The 22,274-nt window shown below is 69.0% G+C and carries 27 protein-coding genes; 15 read left to right on the top strand and 12 right to left on the bottom strand.

Annotated elements, in window-relative coordinates:
- Nucleotides 1-10: 10 nt before the first annotated feature.
- Nucleotides 11-1,633, top strand: coding sequence for a DUF3987 domain-containing protein (locus tag ACMATS_RS05970; RefSeq protein ID WP_414167154.1), 1,623 nt, complete (start codon nucleotides 11-13; stop codon nucleotides 1,631-1,633).
- 337 nt (nucleotides 1,634-1,970) lie between these two features.
- Nucleotides 1,971-2,981, top strand: a complete 1,011-nt coding sequence (locus ACMATS_RS05965; RefSeq protein WP_414167153.1) for a bifunctional DNA primase/polymerase — start codon at nucleotides 1,971-1,973, stop codon at nucleotides 2,979-2,981.
- A 748-nt stretch (nucleotides 2,982-3,729) separates the two neighbouring features.
- Here the strand turns inward: ACMATS_RS05965 and ACMATS_RS05960 are convergent.
- Complete coding sequence (locus tag ACMATS_RS05960; protein ID WP_414167152.1) at nucleotides 3,730-4,215, bottom strand: hypothetical protein; 486 nt, start codon at nucleotides 4,213-4,215, stop codon at nucleotides 3,730-3,732.
- A gap of 22 nt (nucleotides 4,216-4,237) precedes the next feature.
- A complete protein-coding gene (locus tag ACMATS_RS05955; protein ID WP_414167151.1) occupies nucleotides 4,238-4,870 on the bottom strand; it encodes a hypothetical protein in 633 nt (210 codons plus the stop codon).
- Between the two features lie 370 nt (nucleotides 4,871-5,240).
- On the opposite strand from ACMATS_RS05955, the gene ACMATS_RS05950 reads away from it, so the two are divergent.
- The 4 genes from ACMATS_RS05950 to ACMATS_RS05935 all read left to right on the top strand — a co-directional run bounded on the left by ACMATS_RS05950 (nucleotide 5,241) and on the right by ACMATS_RS05935 (nucleotide 8,365).
- Nucleotides 5,241-5,825: a hypothetical protein gene (locus ACMATS_RS05950; protein ID WP_414167150.1), complete on the top strand. Its 585-nt coding sequence runs from the start codon at nucleotides 5,241-5,243 to the stop codon at nucleotides 5,823-5,825.
- Nucleotides 5,822-6,910, top strand: a complete 1,089-nt coding sequence (locus ACMATS_RS05945; RefSeq protein WP_414167149.1) for a PD-(D/E)XK nuclease family protein — start codon at nucleotides 5,822-5,824, stop codon at nucleotides 6,908-6,910. Before ACMATS_RS05950 ends, ACMATS_RS05945 begins: the two co-directional genes overlap by 4 nt.
- 67 nt (nucleotides 6,911-6,977) lie before the next feature.
- Nucleotides 6,978-7,556, top strand: coding sequence for a hypothetical protein (locus ACMATS_RS05940; protein WP_414167148.1), 579 nt, complete (start codon nucleotides 6,978-6,980; stop codon nucleotides 7,554-7,556).
- The gene (locus ACMATS_RS05935) at nucleotides 7,553-8,365 is read left to right on the top strand and encodes a terminase large subunit domain-containing protein (RefSeq protein ID WP_414167147.1); all 813 of its coding nucleotides are present in this window, start codon (nucleotides 7,553-7,555) and stop codon (nucleotides 8,363-8,365) included. Before ACMATS_RS05940 ends, ACMATS_RS05935 begins: the two co-directional genes overlap by 4 nt.
- Nucleotides 8,366-8,414: 49 nt before the next feature.
- Here ACMATS_RS05935 and ACMATS_RS05930 read toward each other — a convergent pair whose 3' ends face one another.
- Nucleotides 8,415-8,759 (bottom strand): hypothetical protein, encoded by a 345-nt coding sequence (locus tag ACMATS_RS05930; RefSeq protein ID WP_414167146.1) that lies wholly within the window; start codon nucleotides 8,757-8,759, stop codon nucleotides 8,415-8,417.
- 76 nt (nucleotides 8,760-8,835) lie between these two features.
- On the opposite strand from ACMATS_RS05930, the gene ACMATS_RS05925 reads away from it, so the two are divergent.
- Nucleotides 8,836-9,474 (top strand): hypothetical protein, encoded by a 639-nt coding sequence (locus ACMATS_RS05925; RefSeq protein WP_414167145.1) that lies wholly within the window; start codon nucleotides 8,836-8,838, stop codon nucleotides 9,472-9,474.
- Between the two features lie 3 nt (nucleotides 9,475-9,477).
- Here the strand turns inward: ACMATS_RS05925 and ACMATS_RS05920 are convergent, their stop codons facing one another.
- Together ACMATS_RS05920 and ACMATS_RS05915 are read right to left on the bottom strand one after the other, a co-directional pair.
- Nucleotides 9,478-9,966 carry a hypothetical protein gene (locus tag ACMATS_RS05920; RefSeq protein ID WP_414167144.1) on the bottom strand — a complete coding sequence of 163 codons (489 nt, stop codon included), beginning with the start codon at nucleotides 9,964-9,966 and terminating at the stop codon, nucleotides 9,478-9,480.
- Between the two features lie 178 nt (nucleotides 9,967-10,144).
- A complete protein-coding gene (locus tag ACMATS_RS05915; RefSeq protein ID WP_414167143.1) occupies nucleotides 10,145-10,372 on the bottom strand; it encodes a hypothetical protein in 228 nt (75 codons plus the stop codon).
- A 202-nt stretch (nucleotides 10,373-10,574) separates the two neighbouring features.
- On the opposite strand from ACMATS_RS05915, the gene ACMATS_RS05910 reads away from it, so the two are divergent.
- Together ACMATS_RS05910 and ACMATS_RS05905 are read left to right on the top strand one after the other, a co-directional pair.
- On the top strand, nucleotides 10,575-11,309 hold the full coding sequence (locus tag ACMATS_RS05910) for a hypothetical protein (protein WP_414167142.1): 735 nt from the start codon (nucleotides 10,575-10,577) through the stop codon (nucleotides 11,307-11,309).
- Nucleotides 11,310-11,403: 94 nt separating this feature from the next.
- Nucleotides 11,404-11,790, top strand: a complete 387-nt coding sequence (locus ACMATS_RS05905) for a hypothetical protein (RefSeq protein ID WP_414167141.1) — start codon at nucleotides 11,404-11,406, stop codon at nucleotides 11,788-11,790.
- A 297-nt stretch (nucleotides 11,791-12,087) separates the two neighbouring features.
- Here the strand turns inward: ACMATS_RS05905 and ACMATS_RS05900 are convergent, their stop codons facing one another.
- From ACMATS_RS05900 to ACMATS_RS05885, 4 genes are all read right to left on the bottom strand, one after another.
- A complete protein-coding gene (locus ACMATS_RS05900) occupies nucleotides 12,088-12,495 on the bottom strand; it encodes a hypothetical protein (RefSeq protein WP_414167140.1) in 408 nt (135 codons plus the stop codon).
- 107 nt (nucleotides 12,496-12,602) lie between these two features.
- On the bottom strand, nucleotides 12,603-12,899 hold the full coding sequence (locus tag ACMATS_RS05895; protein WP_414167139.1) for a WhiB family transcriptional regulator: 297 nt from the start codon (nucleotides 12,897-12,899) through the stop codon (nucleotides 12,603-12,605).
- A complete protein-coding gene (locus ACMATS_RS05890; RefSeq protein ID WP_414167138.1) occupies nucleotides 12,896-13,096 on the bottom strand; it encodes a hypothetical protein in 201 nt (66 codons plus the stop codon). Before ACMATS_RS05890 ends, ACMATS_RS05895 begins: the two co-directional genes overlap by 4 nt.
- A gap of 121 nt (nucleotides 13,097-13,217) precedes the next feature.
- Nucleotides 13,218-13,445 carry a hypothetical protein gene (locus ACMATS_RS05885; RefSeq protein ID WP_414167137.1) on the bottom strand — a complete coding sequence of 76 codons (228 nt, stop codon included), beginning with the start codon at nucleotides 13,443-13,445 and terminating at the stop codon, nucleotides 13,218-13,220.
- A gap of 136 nt (nucleotides 13,446-13,581) precedes the next feature.
- Between ACMATS_RS05885 and ACMATS_RS05880 the strand changes: the two genes are divergently transcribed.
- From ACMATS_RS05880 to ACMATS_RS05870, 3 genes are read left to right on the top strand one after another with little or no spacing between them, the layout of a single operon-like run.
- Entirely contained in the window at nucleotides 13,582-14,211 is a 630-nt protein-coding gene (locus ACMATS_RS05880) for a hypothetical protein (RefSeq protein ID WP_414167136.1), read from the top strand.
- The gene (locus ACMATS_RS05875) at nucleotides 14,208-14,759 is read left to right on the top strand and encodes a hypothetical protein (protein WP_414167135.1); all 552 of its coding nucleotides are present in this window, start codon (nucleotides 14,208-14,210) and stop codon (nucleotides 14,757-14,759) included. The genes ACMATS_RS05880 and ACMATS_RS05875 overlap by 4 nt, the downstream gene beginning before the upstream one ends.
- A 43-nt stretch (nucleotides 14,760-14,802) precedes the next feature.
- Nucleotides 14,803-15,243 carry a hypothetical protein gene (locus ACMATS_RS05870; RefSeq protein WP_414167134.1) on the top strand — a complete coding sequence of 147 codons (441 nt, stop codon included), beginning with the start codon at nucleotides 14,803-14,805 and terminating at the stop codon, nucleotides 15,241-15,243.
- On the opposite strand, the gene ACMATS_RS05865 is transcribed toward ACMATS_RS05870, so the two are convergent.
- Both ACMATS_RS05865 and ACMATS_RS05860 read right to left on the bottom strand, forming a co-directional pair.
- Entirely contained in the window at nucleotides 15,201-15,479 is a 279-nt protein-coding gene (locus ACMATS_RS05865; RefSeq protein ID WP_414167133.1) for a hypothetical protein, read from the bottom strand. The genes ACMATS_RS05870 and ACMATS_RS05865 overlap by 43 nt on opposite strands.
- The gene (locus ACMATS_RS05860; protein WP_414167132.1) at nucleotides 15,476-16,129 is read right to left on the bottom strand and encodes a hypothetical protein; all 654 of its coding nucleotides are present in this window, start codon (nucleotides 16,127-16,129) and stop codon (nucleotides 15,476-15,478) included. Before ACMATS_RS05860 ends, ACMATS_RS05865 begins: the two co-directional genes overlap by 4 nt.
- 213 nt (nucleotides 16,130-16,342) lie before the next feature.
- Here ACMATS_RS05860 and ACMATS_RS05855 point away from each other — a divergent pair, with 213 nt between their 5' ends.
- The gene (locus ACMATS_RS05855) at nucleotides 16,343-16,645 is read left to right on the top strand and encodes a hypothetical protein (protein ID WP_414167131.1); all 303 of its coding nucleotides are present in this window, start codon (nucleotides 16,343-16,345) and stop codon (nucleotides 16,643-16,645) included.
- Between the two features lie 17 nt (nucleotides 16,646-16,662).
- On the opposite strand, the gene ACMATS_RS05850 is transcribed toward ACMATS_RS05855, so the two are convergent.
- Complete coding sequence (locus ACMATS_RS05850; protein ID WP_414167130.1) at nucleotides 16,663-17,547, bottom strand: HNH endonuclease; 885 nt, start codon at nucleotides 17,545-17,547, stop codon at nucleotides 16,663-16,665.
- A gap of 171 nt (nucleotides 17,548-17,718) precedes the next feature.
- Between ACMATS_RS05850 and ACMATS_RS05845 the strand changes: the two genes are divergently transcribed.
- Nucleotides 17,719-20,934, top strand: coding sequence for a phage tail protein (locus ACMATS_RS05845; RefSeq protein ID WP_414167129.1), 3,216 nt, complete (start codon nucleotides 17,719-17,721; stop codon nucleotides 20,932-20,934).
- 17 nt (nucleotides 20,935-20,951) lie between these two features.
- Nucleotides 20,952-22,274, top strand: coding sequence for a hypothetical protein (locus ACMATS_RS05840; RefSeq protein ID WP_414167128.1), 1,323 nt, complete (start codon nucleotides 20,952-20,954; stop codon nucleotides 22,272-22,274).

Genomic DNA, 22,274 nt, shown 5'->3' with positions numbered 1-22,274 from the left:
GGGAATCACCATGAACCTTAGCGAAGACGGGGGACAGATTCCGGGCCCACAGGCATTCGACGGCCTGCCCAATCTGAAGCCCGCCCCGGACAGTTACATCCCCCCGATCGGCAGAGGCCGAGCCCCCCGCAAGGCCAAAGGCGGACTCAGCCTGTACTCGGGCATCGGGGCGGCCGGCAAGCAACGCCCTTTCCGCCCCGGGCCCGTTCCGGAGGACCCCGTCTTCACCGGCCCCCTCGGCCGCATGGCCCTGGATATGTCGCGCGACAGCGAGGCCGACCCCGTCGGCACCCTCGCCCACCTCATCGCCGCCCTCGGGTGCGCGCTCGGCCGGGGCCCGCACGTACTGATCGGCAACCAGGAGCACCGCGGGATCATCCACGTCCTGATCGCCGGCGCCACAGCCGACGGCCGCAAAGGCACCTGCGCCTCCGACGCCCTGACCCTCGTGCGCCGCGCCCTGCCGACGTTCGCCCAGAACAACATCACCTCCGGCCTGTCCTCCGGCGAGGGCCTGATCGAGTCCATCGCCGATGTGACCACCGAGCAGGTCGAAGAGGTCCGCGAGAAGTGGATGAAGGCGAAATCGAAGTCGGAGGAGGCCAGCAAGGACACCGTCCGCGACCAGTGGGACTTCGCCGCCCAGGACCTCGAGAACCAGCTGAAGACCCTGGAAGCCGCAGTGCAGGCGGCATCCCAGGGGCGGTGGGAGGACAACGCGTGGGCCTCGGCCGGAGGCAAGGTCGACCCCTCCGACAAGCGTCGGCTGCTGCGCGAGTCGGAGTGGGGCGTGACCATGCGCCGCGCCCACCGGCAAGGGTCTTCACTGTCGGGGGTGCTGCGGCAGTGCTGGGACGGGTCCGATCTCGCGCTGCTCAACCGCTCGGCCAGGAAGGCGAGCTTCCCCCACGTCGCGGTGATCGGCGATATCACGCCCAAGGAGTTCCGCGACCTGGTCTCCAACAGCGACGTCTCCGGCGGCACCTACAACCGCTTCCTGACGATCTACGTGCACCGCAACGACGAGATCGCCCTCCCGCGCCCCGTCGACCCCGCGCTGCTGGACGAGCACGGCCGTCGGCTGCGCGACATCTACGACCACGGCCGGTTCCTCGACGAACTCGGCATGACACCGGAGGCCCGCAGCGAGTGGAAGGACCTGATCTATCCCGCGTGCAACGGCTCCGGCAGCAACACCTCCCTCGACGACTTCGTCACCCGCACCGCCCCGTACTGCATGCGCCTGGCCATGCTCTACGCCATCGCCGACCACGCCGACGCCATCCACGTCGTCCACCTCAAGGCCGCGCACGCGCTCGTCCGCTACGCCCGGGCCTCGGCCGCAGTCCTGATCGGCGCCGCCTCGTCCGGGGACGCCCGCCTGGACAAGGTGATGGGCGCGCTGATGAACGCCGGGACGGCGGGCATGTCCCGCAAGGAGATCACCGTGAAGGTCTTCAAGGGCCACTGCTCGGGCGGCGTCCTCGATGACGTCCTGGAGCGGCTGTTGCAGCAGCCGGGATTCGGGATGGTCAAGCAGCCCGGCCGTGGCCGGCCAACGCAGCACTACTTCTACGATGCGGACGCCGCCCAGGCATTCGAAGCAGCTGAAGACGACGGTGGCGGCTTGTGACGCCTTCGAACACCCCCGGCCCCCAGGCAGCTTGCCGACTGCGACCGGCCTGCGGGGCGCGAACTAAGCGACCAAAGCGAACTAACCCTCCGGCACTGCATGCGACCTGCGCAAACGTCAGGGAGATAGTTCGCATACTTCGCTCCCAGGGTCCTGCCGGGCGGACTTAGTTCGCGACCTGGCCCCTGGCGGGCGCGAACTATGACCAGCCCCATTCACACAGGTCACAGCCACAGTGGGGTACTTGGTTCGCTTTGGTCGCTTAGTTCGCACCGCCCGGAGCGAACGCGACAAGAGCACGAGGAGGGGGCCTGCCGGAATCGAATGGAGACTGCTGATGGCCGGGGTCGACGACCCGTACGCGAAGGCCGCCATGGGCTACGCCTACGCGGGGTGGTGGGTGTATCCGCTGCGACGCCGCACCAAGCTGCCCGTCGCCTTGTGCCCGCCCTGCCACGAATGCCGCAAACAGGGCGCTGGCGCCGAGGACTGCACCGCATGCCGCTGCGGCTCCCACGACGATGCATGGCCGTGCCACGGCTACCGGTCGGCCACCAGCGACCCGCGCCGGGTGTGGCAGTGGTGGACCGGCCCCTTCCGAGGGCACAACATCGCCTTCCAGCCCGCACGCTCGGGGGTCGCGGTCATCGACTACGACCCGCGCAACGATCCCGCGTTCAAGGCCAACCAGGCCGGGAAGAACATCCCGATCGCCTTGGACGTCCTGGAGGAACGGCTGGAGTCGGTCTTCGACGACACGCTGCGCTCCTGGACCGGAGGAGGGGGCCTGCACTGCTTCTTCTCCACCGACGCCATGCCCGACCACACCAAGATCGCCAAACACCTGGAGGGGCTGGCCGGTATCGACTTCCTCCACGACAAATGCGGCGTCGTCCTCCCTCCCTCATTGCATCCGGACGGCAAGCGCTACCGATGGGACGGCACACACCAGATGCAGCACCTTCCCCGTAACCTGGCCATCGACCCCGAGCCCGACCCGCCACCGCGGCCGGCGCGCGCGATGGGTACGGCAGTGCGGGCGTTCAAGGACGCAGGGGACGCCTGGGACCGGGCCGCACGCTACTGCGAAGCCGCACTCACCGCGGCCATCGACCGGGTCGCTACCGCGCCGCAGGGGGACCGCAACAACACTCTCGCTCACACCGCCTACGGCCTCGGCCAGATCATCGGCGGCGGCATGCCGTTGGACGAGAACGAGGTCGTCGACAAGCTGACGGACGCCTACACGCAGTGCGGCCTGACCCACCGTGAAGGCGCCCCCGCACTGACGCGGAACCTGACGCAGGGCAAACGCTCCCCGAAGACCCCCGACTGGTTCCGCCAGTAGGTGTGTCCCCGCCCCGTAGGACGGGCCCCTCGCCCTGCCTTGGCCAGCCGCTCCTAACCTGGCCACGTCCGGCCGGGGAACAACAATTCTGCGCTCCTGGGATGTCCCTGTCCCGTGGGACGGGAGCCCTCGCCACGCATCGCCTCGCGTTGGCTCGCCTTGCCGAGCCGAGCCGTGCGGGTCCTGTACGGCCCCTCCGCCCGCACAAGATGATGTTGCCCTCGTCTCGTGGGACGAAGGGCCCTAGCTCCACCACGTGCTGCCTGGGACTGCCTGGGCGAGCGCTGCCCTGGCATGGGTGGCCGCAGCCCCGCCTGGACCAGCCGAACCCCAGCCCCGTGTGGGCCTCATGCGGTCCCTCCGCCCGCACGAGATGGTGTGCTCCCCGCTCCGTGGAGCGAGGGCCCATGCCGGGGCAAGACTAGGAGAGGAGGGCCTGGCCGTGGCGAGGCATACCAAGGCCGGCCAAGGGCGGGGCTAGCCATGGCGTGGTCTGGCCCGGCCCGCAAGGACCTGCCCAGCACCGGCGAGTCACGGACCTGTACGGCCCCTCCGTCCGTACGGGCTGTCCCCCGTCCCGTAGGACGGGGGACCACGCCGGGACCAGCTTGGCCCCACCAAACCCCGCACCGCACAAGATGGTGTGTTCCCGTCCCGTGGGGCGGGAACCCTCGCCACGCCCTACCGCGCAGAGGCTGGCCGTGCCGAGCCCGCGCCTAGCCCGGTCGCGCCTCGTCGTGCAGGTCGGTCAGGTCCAGTCGGGGCGCCCGCGTTCCTCGCGCCGGCGCTGGTTGAACTCGCGGAGCTCTTCCATCACCTTCGCTTCCGCTTGGGCGTGGGCGTCGTCGGCGTCCATCATGTCCAGGCGCGCGGCCATCACATCGCGGCTGCGCCGTAGTTGGGAGCGGTGCTGGTGGCTGAGCGTGCTGGAGTCGACGTCGGAGAGGATTTCCGTTGACCGTTTGACCTGGGTGCGTGCTTTGCGGGAATGGACGATCGCCTGGCCCATGTGCCGGATTCCGTTGACGATTTGGTATCCGACACCGCAGATGGTCATGGCGCTGCGGGCGTGCTTGGCGCCGAGCTTTTTGCGGGCCCGGTCGGCGGTCTGCCGGATCGCCGCCAGACCTATCGGTTCGTCGGGATCGCGGTCGATGAGTTCCCCGATCGCCTTGTAGGTGATGGTGTCGCCGACCTCCGCCTCTGCCATCATCTCGTACACCAGCTGCGTCATCGACGGCTGCTGTGCGGGCTTGTCAGACGACGACATCGCTGTACTCGTCGTTCTTGGTGCTGGTCAGCTCGGCGAGGGGCGTGACGCGGGCCTTGTAACGGCCGAAGCGGGGCCGGTAGTCACCGATACCGATCATCGTGCCAGCGTTGGTGGCGATCTCCTGAAGCTCGTCCAGGGAAAGCACTGTGGTGTTGAGGATGCCCTCGGCCTCACAGGACCAGTTCTTGAAGATCGGTCTGGTACGCACGACCTTGGCGCGCTGAACGGTGACGACCTTGCGGTAGTGGAAACGATGGTCCTCGGCGAGCTTTTCCAAGTTCCGCTCTTCGTGCCGGTATTCGAGCTTGTTGAAGTCTGTTTCGATGAACACACCGCGCTGGATCTTCGTGCCGGAGCGGGTGATGACGCCGCCGTCACGCAGAGAGCGTTCGATGTTCTCGCCTGGCATGTAGGGACCGACCACCTCCTCCCAGTACATGCCGTACTTCATCTCCAGCTTCCCGAGCTCGGCCCGGTCGTCCTCGGTCTTCTTCCGCTTCCCGGCGATCTTCGCGATCTCTTTGGCGGCCTGGCTGTCGGGGTCGGCGAGGATCACCGAATGGTGCAGCAGATCCCTGGTGCCCACCAGGCGAATCCGGAACGGCTGAATGGCCACATAACCTCCCAAGGCAGGTGCTGGTTGGGTCCATGAGCATCGCAGCCGGCCAGGTGATTTCTGCCGTATGACACGCCCCGCAAAAAGGCGTCACCGCAGGCCACGTGTACTCTGTGCGCTTTCGCCTGTACGTATACATAGACGGCGTAGAGTCCTTCGGTGCCTGGCCTGGTAGGCGTAGCTAGCCATGACAGGGCCGCGCCGAGGGGTACCGGTCCACGGGCCGGTACCCGCGATCGTCATACGACCAGGTCTCTTTCAGCTCTCGCACGGCGTGCCGATTTGCCCGTGTGCTTTCTTTTCCTCGCCCGCGCATTCCACGATCGATCACAGGATGAACCCATAGGTGCGCCCATGGGCTCATGAGGTCGTGAGAAGAGAGCACGCGGTGAACAACAGCAACGACCAGGCCACCCCCGCGCGGCCGCCGACGCCCGAGGAGCAGATCGGATTCCTTGCCGGGCGCGGAGAGGAGAAGTACGCCAAGCTCGAAGTCGGGCAGAAGGCGTGCGGTGAGATCACCGAGATCCTGTGGCAGCAGGACTCCCACTTCGGCACCCGCGAACCGAAATGGATCGAGCCCGGCATCCCGCAGATGATGCTGACCCTGCGCCTGCGCGACGGCGAGGGGGCGGAGGCCAACCGGTGGATCGTGGACGTACGGGCGGGACAGAAGCGCGACGTCATCAACACCGCCGTCGCCGACGCCGGAGCCCGCTTCCTCAAGACCGGCGGCTACCTGTCGTTGACGTGCGTGTCGAAGACGGGCAACAAGAGGATCTTCGCCGCCACCTACACCCCGCCCAAGACCGGCGGACGGCGGCCGGCCTCCGCAGCGGCGGCGCAGCGCAGCGTGGAGGGCGCGTTCGACCTCCCCGGGGACGCACCGGTCGCCGACGGCAACACCGGCTTCCCCGTGCCCGATACCGACGAAGCGGAGGGGAGCACACGATGACGCTGACCGCTGTGGCCGCGCCCGAGCCCGAAGGGGGTGCCGGTCCGGAGCCGGGAACGGACGCGGACCGGATCGCATCCCTGCTGAGCGACGCCGTGACGGGTGCGTTCAAGGCCCTGACCGAGTCCTCCACCCACGATGCCCGCTTGGTGACCGCGACCGGCGTGGGTGGCTGTACCCGCAAGGCCGCCTACGCACTCTCGTACGCACGCCCCGATGTGTGGCCGGTGATCGGCTGGCGCACGCCCGCGCCGACGGTCGTTCCGCTCGCGCAGCGCCGCCCGGGCGCCTGGCCCCAGGCGGCGCCCCCACCCGTGCCGGCCGCGGGCCCCCAGGAGGTGGAGGAGAAGCGGCTCGCCCACATCGGCACCGCCATTCACGAAAAGCTCGTCCCCGCGCTGCGGCAGCAGTTCGAAGACCTCCAGTACCAGGTCCTGGAAGAGCACCACGTCACCCTGGCCTCCGGGCCCGTACGCATCCCCGGCCGCCTGGATCTGGCGATCACCCACCCCGGCAGCAGGAACACGATGGTCATCGACCTGAAGACGTGCGCACCGCAGGTCATCACCAAGCTCAAGGCCGGGAAGATTCCCCGCACTTACCTGCTCCAGCTGTGGACGTACGCGGAAGCGCTCGCGCAGGAAGGCCGCAACGTCACCACCTGCGCGCTGATCGCCCTGGACCGGGCGTACGGCAAGGACCACGTCATCGTCCTGCCCTACGGAGCGGCCGAACGGGAGGCGTTGCACCGCAGGATCGCCCAGCTCTCCGCGCACGCCACGAACCCCGACTTCGCCCCCCGCGACCCGGCCAACGGCCTGGAGACCTGCAAGGACTGCCCATACCGGGAGCGCTGCTGGTCCCCAGCCGGTGGCCTCCCGGTCGCTGTGGAAGGCGAGCGGGTCGACCGTGAAACCCTGGCCGGCATCGAGGCGTCGGCGCGCAGGCTGGTGACGGCGCGCACCGAAGAAGCCGACGCCCGCTCCCGCCGCCTGATGGCTGTCAAGGAACTCGAACACGTGGCACCGGGCGCGTACGGGGTGGTACGCATCGACCGACGGCGCGGCGTCGACCTGTCCGGATAACCCGTCCATCCCGCAAGGTTCGATTTATTGTCACGTATCGAACAATGCGCATGATGGGAGGGAAATCATGCAGATTGACCGGAACATCCCGGCGTGGCTGCGGCAGCCCGGCGAAACCGTCCGCGAGTTCGAGCGGTTCAAGCAGTACCTGGCGCTCGGCGCGGCCCGCACCCTCTACCAGTTCGCCCACGACAGCGGCCTGTCCTACGGGCACGTGCGCAACATGGCCGCGGCCGGGCACTGGACAGAGCGCGCCCACGCCTACGAGCAGCACATGGTCGAGATGGAACGCATCGGCTCCCGCGTCGCCAACCGCCGTGCGCTGCTCGCCACCGACGAGGGCCTGCGCCGCGCCGCCGACGCCCTCCAGCCGGCCATCGACCAGGTGGAGGAGATGCCGGTCAAAGACCAGATGGGCGCCTACGTCGCCGTCTCCCGCGAGATCCGCGAACGCGCCCGCCTGCTGTACCCGCCGCCGCAGGAGTCCGCCGAGCCCGCGTCGTTGGCGGATGCGATCGGCTCGGAGTTCTGGGCGCAGCTGTGCGAGGTGCTGGACCAGGTCCTCGACGACGAGGCCCGCATGAAGCTGGCCCGCCTCCTCGAAGAACGCGCCCGGCCCATGCTCCCAGGTGGTGACGAGCCGTGAACCAGCGGCTACTCCAGGCGTTGCTGAGGATCGCCGCCACCCCGGCGGTGCTGATGCACGAAGCCGGATACACGCCGGACGATTGGCAGGAGGACTTCCTCCACCAGGCCACCACCCGGCCCGGGTTCCGCGGCCTGCTGTGCACCTGCCGCCAGGCCGGCAAGTCGACGTCGTTCGGGGCGTTGGGGGTGTGGCTCGCCCTGGTGCGGCCCAAGACGGACACCATCGTCGTCGCGCCGTCGCAGCGGCAGGCCAACGAACTGATCCGCAAGGCGCACACGATCTGCGAACGCCTCGGCCTGCCCCTGATCCGGGACGCCGCCACCTACCTCGTGCTCCCGACCGGCGGACGCATCATCGCCCTCCCCGGCACCGGCGCGGTCCGCGGTTACACCGGCAACATCCTCGCCGACGAAGGCGCTTGGCTCGCCGATCCGGTGATGCACGGGGTGATCATGCCGATGCTGTCCACGCTCCCCGGCGGCGGCATCCTCGCCGCGGCCTCCACCCCCGCCGGACAGCGCGGCTGGTACTACAGCTGGTGGGCCACCGGAGGCGACCTCTACCAGCGATGGAAAGTGCCCTGGACCGAATGCCCGCGCATCACCCCCGCGTACGAGCGCACCTACCGGGCCTCGGTCCCGGCACACGTCGCCGCCGCCGAACTCGACTGCTCCTTCGAAGCCAGCGCTGGCGGGGTCTTCCGTCCCACGTTGATCGACGCAGCCTTCACCCGCGAGCAGACCGGGCTGCTCCTGCCCGACTTCACCGCCGACGCCTTCGACTGGGGAGCCGAGGCAGCGGCATGATCTTGCAACCGACGCCTCGACCGCCCCAGGGATACCGTCCGCCGGAGTGTCAGGGAGCAGAGTTCTTGATCTGCTCCCGTGTCAGACGCACCGGGTCACCGGTTTCCTTGTCGAAACGTCGCGATACGTAGATCCGGAACCCCAGCTCGCGCAGAGCCTTCTCGGCCTCGTTGGTGTTCACTGGGTCCTGGCCGCCAAGCGCCTGGCGGACGACGTCAAGCGCGGAGACGAACTTGCCGCCGATGTCAGCCAAGACGTCGTAGAGCTCGTACTTGTGCAGCGATATGCACACAGCCGCCTTGGCAACCGCTTCGAAAGTGAGCGGAGCATGACCGCCATCCTTCAAGCGGACTTTGACACCCGTCGTTTCCAAAACATGTGGAACGAGTTCCATGATGTTCTCCTCATTCGGACTTAGCTGGATCATTCTCCAGCCGTTGAACACGGAGCACGCTACCTGAAGGGCGAATATGGGTGCGAATTGGGGGGTGTGCTTCCTCGGCGCGGACGTCGGCCAGGCCGCCGACGCCGCAGCCCTCGTCGGCCTCGCCCCGGCAGGACCGCGGCCAGCCGGAGTGGTGCCTACGTGGTCGGCGATGGTGTGCGAGACCGCCCCCCTGGGTGCCCCCTACGCGCAGCTCGCCGCTTGGCTCGCCCACCGCGCCCGGCAGCTCACCACGGTCGGCTGGTCCGTGATGCTGGCCTTCGACCGCACCGGCGTCGGCCGCGCCGTCGGCGAACTCCTCCGCGACGGCCTGCGCGACGACGCGTGCGAGATCGTCGGGGTCACCGCCCACGCCGGGAAACGCATGACCGGCACGTGGCCCGACCCGAACGTGCCCAAGACCGCCCTCGCCCACGCGCTGATCACCGACCTTGAGCAGCATGCCCTCGCCATCCCGCAGGCGCTGCCGGCCGCCCACCGCCTCCAGGACGAGCTGACCACGTACACGGCGAAGACCACCGAGGCTGGGCACGTCCGGTACGAGCACGGCGCCGCGTCCGCTCACGACGATGTGGTGGCCGCGCTTCAGCTCGCCTGCTGGGCAGGCCGCCACTGGTACACCGTCGCTCACCAGATCTACCGCGGCGGCCAGGTCCTCGCCTGACGATCAGCCAGCCCGTACCGCCTCGCGCTCCACGGCGGCATACACGTACAGGCCGGTGGTGCGGTCCACGCCCGGGGTGCGCAGCGTGCGGACGTTGATCCGCCACGGCAGCTCCGCCAGGTGCGGCACCGGCAGCGGACGGTGGGCCAGCAGCGTCCGGCACAGCGTCACCGTCAGCAGCTTCGGAATCATGGTGCGGCCCACCAGGCGGTAGGTGCACACGTGCTCGGCGAACATGCCCCGAAGCGTGTGCGGGTCGACCTTCTTCAGCCGGGGGTAGCCGTGCACGGCGACGATCCGGTGCGCGGCGCCCTCCCATTCGTACAGGCCCGGCACGTGGGCGGTCATCGCCTCCAGCAGCTGTGGGTAGGCTTTCGCGTCGTTGGTGACGTCGACCATCGGCAGCCGGGCCAGGTGCTGCGGAAGCTGCTTCGCAATGCGCATCCGGGCATCGTGCAGCACGGCCATCCGGCTCGCACGTATGCGCGCCACACGCCGCACCACGTCTATCATCCGACCGCCGCACCCGCCTTGACCTGCGGTGTCTCACGACTAGACCACCCCTCGTCCAGATCTGCCCCGGCGCCGGCCGTGGCGTGCCGGTGGGCGCCGACCGGGCGGCGCCCACCGCCGAGCAGCGCCGTCCCACCGGGGGCGTCACCGCACGCGCCTAGCCGTAGTAGTTGTCGAGCTGGATGTTCAGCTCCGCCAAGTCGGGGTGCCGGGCGATCTGGGCGGCCTCGGCGACGGACAGCGCCTCGGTGAAGCACCTCATGGCGCCCCCCATGCGGACTGCTGCTCCGCTGAAGCCGTGGGCGGCTGCTGCGGTGCGGTGCACAGCTGCCGCCATCCGGTGCACTGCCTCGGCGTACTGGTAGGGGTCAGGCTTGTCGTTCACTGACGATCCTCTCTGCGGGCATACGTCAACGAAAGGGTAGAAGCGTTGGCCTTTACCGATCCGACGGTTGGGAACATCGGCTTGAACGGGCCCTCGTATCGGCCGTGCCCGTCCATCTCCACCAGCGTGTCTCACATCTAGGCCACTCCCCAGTGGCCGCAGGCTGGGGGGGCCAGGAGTGGCCCAACCGTGAGACAAGACGATGAATCACCGCATCCCCGACTTCCCGCACACGCCGCACGTAAGCGCTGCCGAGCTGCTGGCCCCACCGCCCCGGCCGGCCGATGCGCGGCGGCCGGTGTCGTACGCCGTCGACGTCGGCCTCGGCGACACCCGCCGCCGCACGTCCATCGTGATCTGCGCCCGGCGCGCCGACGGGGTCCTGGTGGTCGCGCACACCGAGCTCGCCGCCCGCGACGCCGCCTACGCCCGCATCGCCGACCGCGTCGTGCACCTGGCCGACCGCATGGGCCCCGCCGCGGATCTGCGGGTCCTGGTCGGCGGCACCTGCACCGGCAAGATCACTGCCAGCCGGGTCGCCGCCGCCATCAGGAAGCACGACGGCCCGGGCGCGACGGTGCGCACCTACACGTGGAGAGTGCCCGGCGCGCACTCGGGGATGAGCCCGCTCTCCCGCGCGGAGGCAGCCGGGGCAGCGATCGAGGCCATGGAGCAGGAGAAGCTACTGATCCCCGCCGGCCTGGAGCGGGCCGAAGCCCTGCGGGCGGCGCTCGCCGTCTTCGACACCCGGGCCCACACCCTGCCCACCGGCGAGGACGCCTACGGTCAAGGCGAAGACCTGGACCTGGAATCCCTGGTGCTCGGCATCCTCGCCATCTGCCACACCCTGCGCCACCACCAGCCAGCCGGGGAAGGGCCGACCATGGCGCAGGTGTCGATCGAAGAGGCGGCCTCGCGGGTGCCGATCAAGCACTGACCTGCACGAATTGACTTGACTAACTCTTTACATTCACCATGTCCGGTCGACCGGCAAACCGCCGCACACCGCCCATCGAAGATCGAAACGTACCGTGAACGCCAAGAAGCCCCACCCCCTGTGGACTGACCCACGCTACCCGCGCCTGAACCGCATCCACGCAGGTCTCGCGCAGACCCAGGAAAGCCTCCAGGCGGCCCGCGATCGGTACGAAGCCAAGGCCGCCGAGAAGCGGACTGAGATCGCCGCGCACGAGGCCGAGCAGGCCGCCGCCGCGGCTGCGACCGCAGGACCGGCCCCGGCCCCCCGGCCCGGTGGGGGTGCTCACTCTGGCAACGCCACCAAGGCCGTCACCCAGAAGCACATGGGCTACGGCGAAATCGCCCTGCACGCCACCGCGGCTCTCCTTACCGGTGGCCTGTCGCTGATCTGGACCGCGTCGAAGCGGCGCAAGAACCGCTCCACGACCCGCTTCTACTAGGCCGTATCCGACGGATCGGGTGACTGGGCGGCACAGGTCAAGGCCCCTGCCGTGCGGGACGAAACACCCCGAACGCCCCATCCACGGCAGGGACCTTGGCCTTGTTGGATGGGGCCGCCCTGTCTGTTGGGGAAAGGCGAAGAGCCCGCGAAAGGGCGACCCCTGGTGCCCGCCGCGACCCCATGCCCTCTCGCGTCTCCCGTCTCGAAGGTGCCGACGGGGCAGGAGCAGCGAGGGGTCGACCCGGGGTGAAGGTGTTCCCCGTGGGGCCGGGGCGGGCACCGTCTGGTGGGCGGCTCAGCCGATGAGTCCGCCGGTCTTCATCTGGTTCACGGCGCTGTTGGGGTTGCACGCCGCGTACGGGTTGCCGATGGAGCCCTCGGCGACGCCACCGAGCCACGGCGCCATGCACACCAAGTCGGCGTAGACGAACGGCGCCCCATTGGTGTTGATGATGCCGTATTGCTTGTCGAAGCCGACGTTGCCGAAGTGGCGAGCGAGCCCCGTGGGGTCGCCGCCGCCGGGCCACAGGGGGCTGGTGCCGGTGCCGCTGGAGGTGCCACCGGCCGGCCCGGTGACGCCGCCGGGGGTGGTGGTGCAGGCGCCGCTGGAGCAGTCGGCGGCCATGGACGGGGCGGCGCCGAGGCCGAGAGCGGCGGTGGTCATCACCAGGCCGACGGCCACCTTGCTGCGCAGTGCTGCCATGAGGTCACGCTCTTTCGATCGTGGCGCGCCCCCGGCAGGACGGATCGGGGGTACGCGAGTTGGCTGGAAATGTGGCGTTTTCCTCGCATCATCCAACGCTCGGACAATCATGGAGGCAACGAACAACCACCCGCTTGGCCGCGTGTCGCCTCCTCTCCCTGGGCGAGCGTGCGGCGCTGCTTGGGGGTGGTGCCGCCCCACACGCCGTGATCGACTTTCATGCGCAGCGCGAAATCCAGACAGGCCACGTGCACCGGGCATGCGTCGCACACCCTGATCGCTTTGCGCTGGACGGTCTCGGAGTCGGAGAAGAACAGCTCCGGGTCCACGTCCTCGCCGCGGCAGACCGCGTGGTGACGCCAGGCCACCGACCAGACGGGGTCGGTGACGCATGCGGTGGTCATCTGCGGGCCTGAGTGCGAAGTCGGGGCCGGCGGGTGGCGGAGGCCGGGGAGGTGGAGAGGACCTGCTCGCCGGGCAGGCGGGTGGCGGTCGACCAGGAGCCGCCGGTGATGGCGAGCCAGGTGTCGAAGGGGACGGCGAGCATGCGCTGGGCGGGGCTGATGGCGGTTTCGGTGCGGGCGGTGGTCAGGCGCGGCATGGCAGGCGGGGCCTTTCACGGGAATGTGCGGCGGTGGCGCGGAAATAGGGGCGCTGTCTGGTTCAACGAGGCGCCGTTTTGCCCGGTTTCTGTTTTCGGGATGTCCAAATACCTTGAAAGATCAGACGAGTTCTTGCCGCGCAGTGGCCCAGGACTTGTCCAGCTCGGGAGCGGGACCGGGAATTGCGGCGCGGATGCGTTCCCGCTCGACGACACCGTCATGACGGGCCAGCTCGCGGAACGTCTGCATCGCTTCACTCATGATCGAGGTCATCGACTCGGTGTAGAGCCGGAAGATCATGACGTCGATGCTCTCGCCGCTGGATTCTTGCGGTGACTGATTGGCCATGCCTTCCACCGTCCCCAGTGATCACCGATGGTCCGGTGGTGATCCGCGTCGTGTTGGGGCGGGACGTCCCCCGTGTGGGCGCGCTTGTCGGATAGTCCACCGGGGCGGTGCGTGCCATCACCACGCGGGTGTGGGCATGATGCTGGTCAGCCTGTGGCTCGCTTCCACCTCTGTGTGGGCGAAGGGGGCGGGCCACAGGCACGCGCTGCTGGCTGGTGGGCCGGGCGATGCGATCACGCATGCCCGGAAGGCCCCCAGCATGGCGACCGAGTTCGTTGTTTCCACCGCCGATCACGCCAAACCGATCGCCCCGAACGCCCGCGCCCTGATCGGCGGCAGGGAGTTCACCGCGCGCTGCCCGAAGGACGCGCTCTGGGCGAAGATCGCCCGCGCTCACGCCGACGGCACCCTCACCGCAGGCAAGACGCCGGACGAGGACGCGCAAAAGGACATGGCCGCGTTCGTGGCCGCGATGTTCGCCCCCGCCGACACCGAGGCCATCGAAGAGATGATGAACGACCCCGCCTGCGACGAGGTATCTCTCGGGTCGATCTCGGGGGTGATTTCGGCGCTCGTCGCTTACTGGTCCCCGTTCGTGGAAAAGCACTTGAACACCCTTCACGGCGATCAGTCCAACCGCTCCCAGCGCCGTACACTCGCGAAACTCCCTGCCGCCAAAGCGAACACGGGAAAGAAGACAGCAGTGGGAGCCAAGACGGCATCGGCGAAGACGCCGAGACGAACACCCCCAGGAGTCCGCGCGTGAAAACCTTCGGGCCACCGCAGCAGATCACCTTCAACATCGACCTCGACGGCAAGGAGCTGTACGGCACCCTGTGCCAGCCCAACGGCATCATCGCCGCGACGTGGGCGGCCAACGGCTCCTGGTTCGACCTGTTCCCCGGCGCGCTGCCGAGGAAGCAGGCCGAGTACTGGAAGCAGCGCCTGGCCGACCCCCTCGATCCGCTGACCGAGGCCGCGGTGCAACGGATCGCGTTCGGCCTGGCCGAAGAGGTCTACGGCACGAGCTGGCGGGCCGCGCACCAGCTGTGCTCGCAGGCCGCCGCCCAGTGGTTCAACTTCCAGACGTGGGCGGTTGCCCACCAGTTCGACGCCTTTTCCCAGCCGGCATGGAGGATCACCGCGGCGTGCTGGTCCTGGATGGCCGCCGGACAGCGGGACGAGAACGCGCTCAAGGCGCTGGAACGGAAGATCTTCCATCCGGCAACGGGGTACGGGTTCCCGCAGCAGCAAGAGCGCCTGGCCGCGAACCAGGCCATGTTCAACGGACTCGGCCTGATCAACTCCCAGTAGCACAGCCGCCGCACCTGCCCCCGCCGGCTGTACGGTGGTGTTCATGGGACGGCTGGTCAGCTTCAACGAGGCCGAGGCCGCCTGGCTGCTGGAGTCGCCGGGCGGCCCGGTCTACCGGCACGTCGAACAGATCATGCTGAACACGGCTCAGGCCGCGGTCGCGCTCGCCCCGCACGCCTCCGGCCGCACCGCCCGCTCCTTGCACCGGCGCATGAGCGTGCAGCGCGGCCGGAGGGTGACCGGCACCGTCTTCTCCACGAACCCCGTCGTGCGCTACCTCGAAGAAGGCACCGGCCTGTACGGGCCGCGGCGGCGCATCATCCGTTCCCGGTCGGGGAAGAGGATGGGCCCGATCCGCCGCCCGTACCCGAGGTTCCTGCGCCAGCAGAAGGGCATGCGTCCGCAGCCGTTCCTGCGCAGGGCCCTGGAGCTGGCCTCGCCCTACCCCGTGGCCGGGCCGGGTGCCTCGTCCGGCTCGGCCTGAACCTCCGTCCCCTCGGCCGTCTCCTGCTGCTGGCGGTGCTGTTTGCGGCGGCGCCACCACCACGCCGCCTCGCAGATCACCGCACCCCCGGCCGCCGCCAGCAGAACCCTGCCGTACTCGGGCCAGGCCATGGTGTGGCCGGTGCGCAGCACGCTGATGGTGTCGAAGATCATGCCGGTAGCGGCGATGGCGACGGTGTCCATGAACAGGTGCGAGCGCACCGACTTCCCGCTCACCGCGCAAGTCCCAGCCGTGTGAGGGCGGTGGTCCAGTCCTCGGCGATCGCCCGCTGCGCCTGCACCAGCCCGGTCTTGTGCTTGCAGATCGCGGTGTGCAGCGCCGTCTCCACCTTGTCCTTGTTGTTGTTCGGACCCGCGCCGGGCTTGTGGCCGGGGTCCGGGGGCTCGACCCAGAGGTTGCGGGGGTCGTTGGGGTCGCCGCCGAGCTGAAGCGAGATCAGGTGGTCGTACTCCGCATCGCCCAGCGGCCCGGTGAAGCCGTACGAGCGGGCGTTCCCCTTCTTCTCCACGTTGGTCACGTTCACCGGGGGCCGGATCTTCCCCGTGTATCCGCCGGGAGCGCAGATCGTCGACGCGATAGTGCCCGGGGTGACCTTCGGGTTCGTCGCCCCCGGGGTGCACGTCACATCCGGAAGAGGTTCACCGGAAGGAGTGTGCCGGTAGTGGCAGGTGCCAGCCGCGGGCTGGGGCTGCACGGCGTAGTGGGCTTGCGGTCCGGGCCCGACGGGAAGGACGGCGTCGTGCGGCAGGGCAGCTGCGGCGGCCTTGGGGGCCGAGTCGCTGCCGGACGTTTGGTGGGGGCTGGCGCAGGCGGAGAGCAGCACGAGACAGGCGGCCGCGGTGGCCACGATGGGGCGGTGGTGCATGCCCATCACCGTAGCGGTGCGGGATGCCGAGCCCCCTTGATGCGATGATCGTTTTCCTTGACGGATAAGGGAGTTGCCGGTGTGCTGGGACGTACGGGCCGGTCGCTTCGAAGCGGGCGCCTGGCAGCTTCCCTTGCGCACGGGGGCCTTCAGGTGTTGTCACGGGGAAGCGGTCGGCCCCCGCCACTTAAAGCCGTGAGGTCGGGAGGACCCATGCGCCGTACCGCGTGCCTTCCGGCCGCTGCCGGGGCCGGGCTGCTGCTGTGGGCCACCGCCACGCCGGCCGCCTACGGTGACGGCCTGCCGGTTGCGCTGGACAGCATCACCGGGCGCCTGCCGGACGTTCCCCCGCATGTGCCGCAGGTCCACCTGAACTACGTCACCCCCGCGCTTGCGCAACTGCCCATCGTCGGCCCGCTGACTGCGTCGGGCAAGCACGGCAAACCAGCGGGAGCCGCGAGCGCGGCGGGCGCTTTGGACAAGGGCGGGGGACTTGCGGGCCTGGGCGGCCTGTGACCTGCGCTGTCTCACCGTTAGACCACCCCAACGACACCTTGCCATCGGGCGTGCGTTTGCTGAGCCACTGCCAGGAGCGTTGCCTGGAGGGCCTTCCGGTGCCTGCCGCGCCCCTTCATCGCGTGGCAGTTGGGGCATAGGGCGACCATCTGGACTGGGTGGTCGCGGCCGCCGTCCGCGAGCCGCTTGATGTGATCGACTTCCAGGATCGGCTTTCCGTTGTCCGTGACGTCGAGGGGCTGTCCGCTGCACTGTGGGTTTTCGCACCGTCCTTCGCAGCGCAGAAGGACTGCTTGCCGTGCGGCGGCGATACGGACAGGGTCGTGGCTGACGCGTTCGGCCCGCCGCATCTGCCCGGGTCTCTCGTGCTGTTCCACCGATGCGACGAGTCGCCGGTATTCCGACTGGCCGGTGGAGGAGGGTGCCGCCAGAGGCGCCGTGTCGCTGCTGTCCGCGTCGCGTTTTTTGCCTTCGCATCTGCCGTGTCTGGAGCGGCCTGGCTCTAGCCCGGTCTTGTCGCACACGGAGCAGCGGCGGTCCTTTTCTTCTTGCAGCCGTGCGAGCGTGAGTGCGGGAGTCTGCGAGGGTGCCGGGTTTGACTGTTTTTCTGCGACCTGCTTCTTCTTGCGTCTTTGTTCCGCCTTGCGGGCGGCCTCCTCCGCTTGCCTCCTCTGCGCTTCTTCCACAAGCCTTTCATGCGTCTTCTTCACTCTGTGCCACTTGTAAATGCCCTTGAGCCCCGGCCCCCGTTCGTGGTCGAACCGGTCAGGACGGCCAATGGCAAAGATCATGTCTGGTGACCAGCTGTGAGTCAGCAGATCGTAGTCGGTGATCCACGCCTGAGCAGCCGGCAAACGCGCTGCCAGTATCGGTATCTTCTTTCTCTTGTTCTTACGGCCCACCGACGGCCCCTTCTACCAGTGATCTTGACCTGACCCTAACTTCCGGCCGCTGCGGTGGCCCAGGGGGGGACGTGTCTGCCACGGGCAGCAGGCGGGTATCGGTTTAGTGTTCTCATATCGCTGCTGGCTGGTGGGCCGGGCGCCTGATTTGGCATGCCCGGAGGACAGCCCGTGGCGCTCGCGACCACCAGCGTCGAAATCGTCGCCGACACCTCGAAGTTCCGCTCCCAGGCCCGGCGGGACATCCAGGCGGCGGTCGCTGGAGCGCGTGCCGAGATCCCCCTCGTCGCCGACACCGCACGGTTCCGCGCCGACCTCGAGCGCGCCGTACGCGGCATCAAGTCCGTCAAAGTCGCCCTCGATGTCGACGCCGCGGGGTTCCGGGCGAAGGTCGAGGCCGCCACCCGCGGGCTGAAGGCGAAGGTCAAGGTCGAGCCCGACCTCGACACCGCCGCCCTGCGCGCCCGCCTGGCCGCGCTCCCGCCGCAGCGGGTACGGGTCGACCCGGACTTCACGCGCCTGCGGCTGCCGAACCTTCGCATCCCGCCGATCCGGGTTCCGGTCGACATCGACCGCGACAAGCTGGAGCGGGCCGCCTCCTCGATCCTCTCCATCGCCGGGGCGACCGCGAAGTGGGGCGGGCTGGCGGCCGGCATCGCGGTGGTCGGCGCCCAGGCCGCGGCCGCCACCGGGTCGATCCTGGCGTTCACCGGGGCGCTCGCGCCCATGTTCGGCATCCTCGCCGCCGCCCCCGCCTCCCTGGCCGGAGCCGGTGTCGCCATCGGTGCGCTGGTCATCGCGCTGAAGGGCTTCGGGGAAGCCCTGAAGGCGTCCGGGGACCCGGCGAAGTTCGAGCAGGCCCTGGCGAAGTTGTCGCCGTCGGCGCAGTCGGCGGCGCGGGCGATCGCGTCGATGAAGCCCGCCTTCGACAGCCTGCGCTCGTCGGTGCAGGAGGCGTTCTTCAAGCCGGTCGTCGACTCCCTCAAGGGTCTTGAGCAGGTCGTCAGCGGGCCGCTGAAGAGCGGTCTGACGGGGATCGCGGGGGAGTGGGGCAAGGCCGCCGCCGCGGTGCTGGACTACGTCAAGTCCTCGTCCGGCATCGCGAACATCACGAGCGTCATGCAGGGCGCCCGCTCTGCGGTTGCCGGGTTCGCCTCGGGGCTCGGGCCCCTGACGAAAGGATTCTTCGACCTCGCCGGGGTCATCTCCGATGCGTTCGGCGTCCGGGTCGGGACCGCGATCGCGTCCGCCACCACGCGGTTCGGGGACTTCATGGCGCGGGCCGCGGAGTCCGGGCGGGCGGTGGAGTGGGTCAACAACGCCGTCGCCGTCTTCCGCCAGCTCGGCACGATCCTCGGCAACGTCGGGTCCATCCTCGGCTCGGTGTTCAAGGCCGCGGCGACGGCCGGCGGGGACGTCCTGGGCATCTTCGGCCAGCTCACCGGCAGCGCCGCGTCGTTCCTGAAGTCGACCGAGGGCTTCAACGCCCTGGTCAGCATCTTCTCCGCGCTGCGGTCGATCGGTCAGCAGCTCGGCCCCGTCTTCCAGGCCCTGATCACCCAGCTCGGCGGCATCGCCCCCGTCGTCGGCAACATCGCCACCGCCGTCGGCCCCGGGCTCACCGCGCTGATCAACGGCCTCGGGGAGGCCATCAAGAACGCGGGCCCCGGACTCACCGAGTTCTTCAAGGGCCTTGGGGAGGGCGCGCAGAACCTCGGCGCCGTCCTTCCCGCGGTGGGCACCGCACTTGGCGTCGTCGCAGGCGCGCTGGGTAAGCTCGGCCCGCTCCTGCCGGTCGTCGTCGGCGGCGTCCTGGCGTTCAAGGCCGCGATGCTCGCCATCAGCGTCGGCACCGCAGTCGCACGGGGTGCGCTGATCGCCTTCCAGGTCGCCACCGTCGTGGTGCGCGGCGCGATGCTCGCGCTGAACCTGGTGATGGCGGCGAACCCGTTCGTACTGATCGGGGTCGCGATCGTCGCGCTGGTCGCCGGCCTGGTCCTCCTCTACAACAAGTGCGAGGCGTTCCGGAACATCGTCAACACGGTCGGCTCCGCGATCGCGTCGGCGTTCGGGGCGGTGCCGGGGATCATCTCCGGCGTCGTCGGCTGGTTCACGAAGCTCCCCGGGATGGTGCTGGGCGCGCTGTCGTCGTTCGGGTCGATGGTCGCCGGGTTCTTCACCGGCATGTGGTCGACCGTCACCGAGGCGGTCTCGACCGGCATCGACGCGGTAGTCGGGTTCTTTACCGAGCTGCCGGGCAAGGTCCTTGGCTTCCTCCAGCAGCTGCCGGGGATGCTGTTCGAGCTGTTCACCACCGCCATGGCGCAGCTCGGCATCGCGGTGCTCACCGGGATCGCGGTGGTGTACCAGGCGTTCGTGGTGCTGCCGCAGAAGATCTTCGCGGCGCTCGGGATGCTGGGGCAGTTCCTGCTCCAGGCGTTCACCACGGCGATCACGACGGTGGCCGGCTGGCTGGCGACCGGCTTCACCGCGGTCATCGAGTTCTTCACCCAGCTCCCGCAGACGATCGCGGGCGCGCTGGTGTCGCTGGGTACGTTCCTGATGAACGCCTTCCAGACGGCGATCGATGCCGTGGTGGCGTTCGTGCCGACTGCCTGGCAGGCCGTCGTCGACTTCTTCACGAACCTGCCGCAGCAGCTTTTCAACGCCCTGGCCGCGCTCGGCTCGTTGCTGCTGTCCGCGTTCCAGACCGCGATCAACGCCGTCGTCTCGTTCGTGCCCGGGGCGATCGGCGCGGTCGTGAACTTCTTCGCGGCGCTGCCGGGCCAGATCGGTTCGGCGGTCAGCGGGATCGTCTCGACGCTGTCGCAGTGGTTCACCTCCGCGATGACCACCGCGACGTCGATCGCGGGCAACCTGGTCAAGTCGGTCGTCGACTTTTTCTCCAAGCTGCCGGGGCAGATCGGCAACGCGATCTCCCAAGTGCCGGGGAAGATCAAGGACGTTCTGACCAGCGCGTGGAACACCGCGAAGGACCTCGCCGGGAAGATCGTCTCGGGGATCGTCAACGCCTTCGCCGGTATCGGCGGCAAGATCGCCAACGCGATGGGCAACGTCGCGAGCTCGATCATCAACAAGATCAAATCCGGGTTGCCGGACATCGTGAAGAAAGCCCTCCCCTTCGCCGAGGGCGGCATCGTCCACGCCCCCGTCCTCGGCCTGGTCGGCGAAGCCGGCCCCGAGGTCATCATCCCGCTCACCAAGCCCCGCCGCGCCGCCCAGTTGGTGGCCGAGTCCGGCCTCGTCGACGTGCTCAAGAAGGCCGGCCCCACCTACAACCAGACCTTCCACGTCCACACCAACGCCGCCGACCCGGCCATCGCCGCGTACCGGACCGCCGAGACCTTCCGCTACGCGGGCCTATAGGGAAGGAGGACCCCGCGATGACCGTCGTCCTGGAGGACTGGTTCTCCTTCGCCGGAACCGAGATCGCCAACAAGCTCCGCGCCATCACCTACGCCGCGGCCCACGGCATCCAGCTCACCTGTCCTCCGTGCCCGACGCTCCTCGAGACGATCGGCTCGGAGGAGTACACCAACCCTGTCGACGACGACGCGCCCTGGCACGACCCGGGGATGGCGGAGTCGCAGCGCGTCCTGGGCTTCTACGTCCTGGGCACGGCCGGCTGGGACGACACCGGGGGCCGCCAGCCCATCCCGCGCGCCCGCGACGGCTCCCTCATCGGCCACCTGCGCAACAACCATCGCGAGATCGCCTTCACCATCGCCGTCGTCGCCCTCGACGAATGCGCCCTCAGCTTCGGCAAAGCCTGGCTGTCGGCCACCCTGCGCGGCTCCGCGTGCGGCACCGGGGCCTGCCACGGTGACACCTTGTGCTTCCTGGCCTGCTGCCCCTGCCGGCCACCCGCCGCAGGCGCGCAGTGGGGCGATGCCGAGGCCCGCTACGTCTACGACGTCGGCATGCTCGACCCGCTGCGCGAGATCGACCGCATGTACGTGCGCGCTTCGGGCTGCTACCCCGAGCACGACGACGGGCCGTGCGAGAAGGCCGTGATCGCCACGTGCACGTTCGCGATGGTCGCCGGCCGCCCCCACGTCTACCGTCACCCCGTCGAGCACCCCACCGTCTTCCAGCCCAGCAAGGGCACCGTCACCAAGAACTTCAGCCCGCTGGACTGGGAACGCAACTGCAAGCCGCCCGCGCTGTGCGGCACCGACCCGGACTGCAAGCCCGTGCCCCCGCTGCCCGGCCCTCCGCGCCCGCACCACCCCTGCTACTGGGACGAGCGCAGCGGCGACTGGAAGCGGTACGACGTGTGGCTCGTCCAGGGCAAGTTCTCCGCGTTCTCCACGAGCGAGACGCTGGAGTCCACGGTCGTCATCACCGCGACCACCACGACGAAGCCGTTGAAGAAGCTGCTGATCCGCTTCATCCCCAACCCCGCCGACCTGCCGTGCGACCAGGTCGACTCCTGCGCGGCCTGCAACCAGATCCTCATCCCCTATATCCCGCCCCGCTCCACCGCGGTCATCGACGGGCGCACCGAAAGCGCGACCGTGCGGTGCGAGTTCACCGTCGGATTCAACACCGGCCCGATCGACGTCCTCGGCACCTCCGGCGACGCACTGATCTGGCCGGTGTTCACGTGCGGGAACTCGATGTGCGTCGACGTGATCGCCCAGACCGACTCCGACCCGAACGCCACGGTGACCATCGCCCTCGCGCAGCGGCAGAACGGAGTCTGA

Origin of the sequence: Streptoverticillium reticulum (genome assembly GCF_047456005.1) — a bacterium.
Lineage (GTDB): Bacteria > Actinomycetota > Actinomycetes > Streptomycetales > Streptomycetaceae > Streptomyces > Streptomyces reticulum.
The sequence above is the reverse complement of the archived record's forward strand: the minus strand, read 5'-3'. Positions and strand labels throughout refer to the sequence as shown.

Bases quoted from the DNA above. Each gene is read 5' to 3' on its own strand.
- ACMATS_RS05970 (WP_414167154.1), top strand. From the start codon at position 11: ATGAACCTTAGCGAAGACGGGGGACAGATTCCGGGCCCACAGGCATTC.
- ACMATS_RS05965 (WP_414167153.1), top strand. From the start codon at position 1,971: ATGGCCGGGGTCGACGACCCGTACGCGAAGGCCGCCATGGGCTACGCC.
- ACMATS_RS05960 (WP_414167152.1), bottom strand. From the start codon at position 4,215: ATGACGCAGCTGGTGTACGAGATGATGGCAGAGGCGGAGGTCGGCGAC.
- ACMATS_RS05945 (WP_414167149.1), top strand. From the start codon at position 5,822: ATGACGCTGACCGCTGTGGCCGCGCCCGAGCCCGAAGGGGGTGCCGGT.
- ACMATS_RS05940 (WP_414167148.1), top strand. From the start codon at position 6,978: ATGCAGATTGACCGGAACATCCCGGCGTGGCTGCGGCAGCCCGGCGAA.
- ACMATS_RS05930 (WP_414167146.1), bottom strand. From the start codon at position 8,759: ATGGAACTCGTTCCACATGTTTTGGAAACGACGGGTGTCAAAGTCCGC.
- ACMATS_RS05925 (WP_414167145.1), top strand. From the start codon at position 8,836: ATGGGTGCGAATTGGGGGGTGTGCTTCCTCGGCGCGGACGTCGGCCAG.
- ACMATS_RS05910 (WP_414167142.1), top strand. From the start codon at position 10,575: ATGAATCACCGCATCCCCGACTTCCCGCACACGCCGCACGTAAGCGCT.
- ACMATS_RS05900 (WP_414167140.1), bottom strand. From the start codon at position 12,495: ATGGCAGCACTGCGCAGCAAGGTGGCCGTCGGCCTGGTGATGACCACC.
- ACMATS_RS05895 (WP_414167139.1), bottom strand. From the start codon at position 12,899: ATGACCACCGCATGCGTCACCGACCCCGTCTGGTCGGTGGCCTGGCGT.
- ACMATS_RS05890 (WP_414167138.1), bottom strand. From the start codon at position 13,096: ATGCCGCGCCTGACCACCGCCCGCACCGAAACCGCCATCAGCCCCGCC.
- ACMATS_RS05885 (WP_414167137.1), bottom strand. From the start codon at position 13,445: ATGGCCAATCAGTCACCGCAAGAATCCAGCGGCGAGAGCATCGACGTC.
- ACMATS_RS05880 (WP_414167136.1), top strand. From the start codon at position 13,582: ATGATGCTGGTCAGCCTGTGGCTCGCTTCCACCTCTGTGTGGGCGAAG.
- ACMATS_RS05870 (WP_414167134.1), top strand. From the start codon at position 14,803: ATGGGACGGCTGGTCAGCTTCAACGAGGCCGAGGCCGCCTGGCTGCTG.
- ACMATS_RS05860 (WP_414167132.1), bottom strand. From the start codon at position 16,129: ATGCACCACCGCCCCATCGTGGCCACCGCGGCCGCCTGTCTCGTGCTG.
- ACMATS_RS05855 (WP_414167131.1), top strand. From the start codon at position 16,343: ATGCGCCGTACCGCGTGCCTTCCGGCCGCTGCCGGGGCCGGGCTGCTG.
- ACMATS_RS05840 (WP_414167128.1), top strand. From the start codon at position 20,952: ATGACCGTCGTCCTGGAGGACTGGTTCTCCTTCGCCGGAACCGAGATC.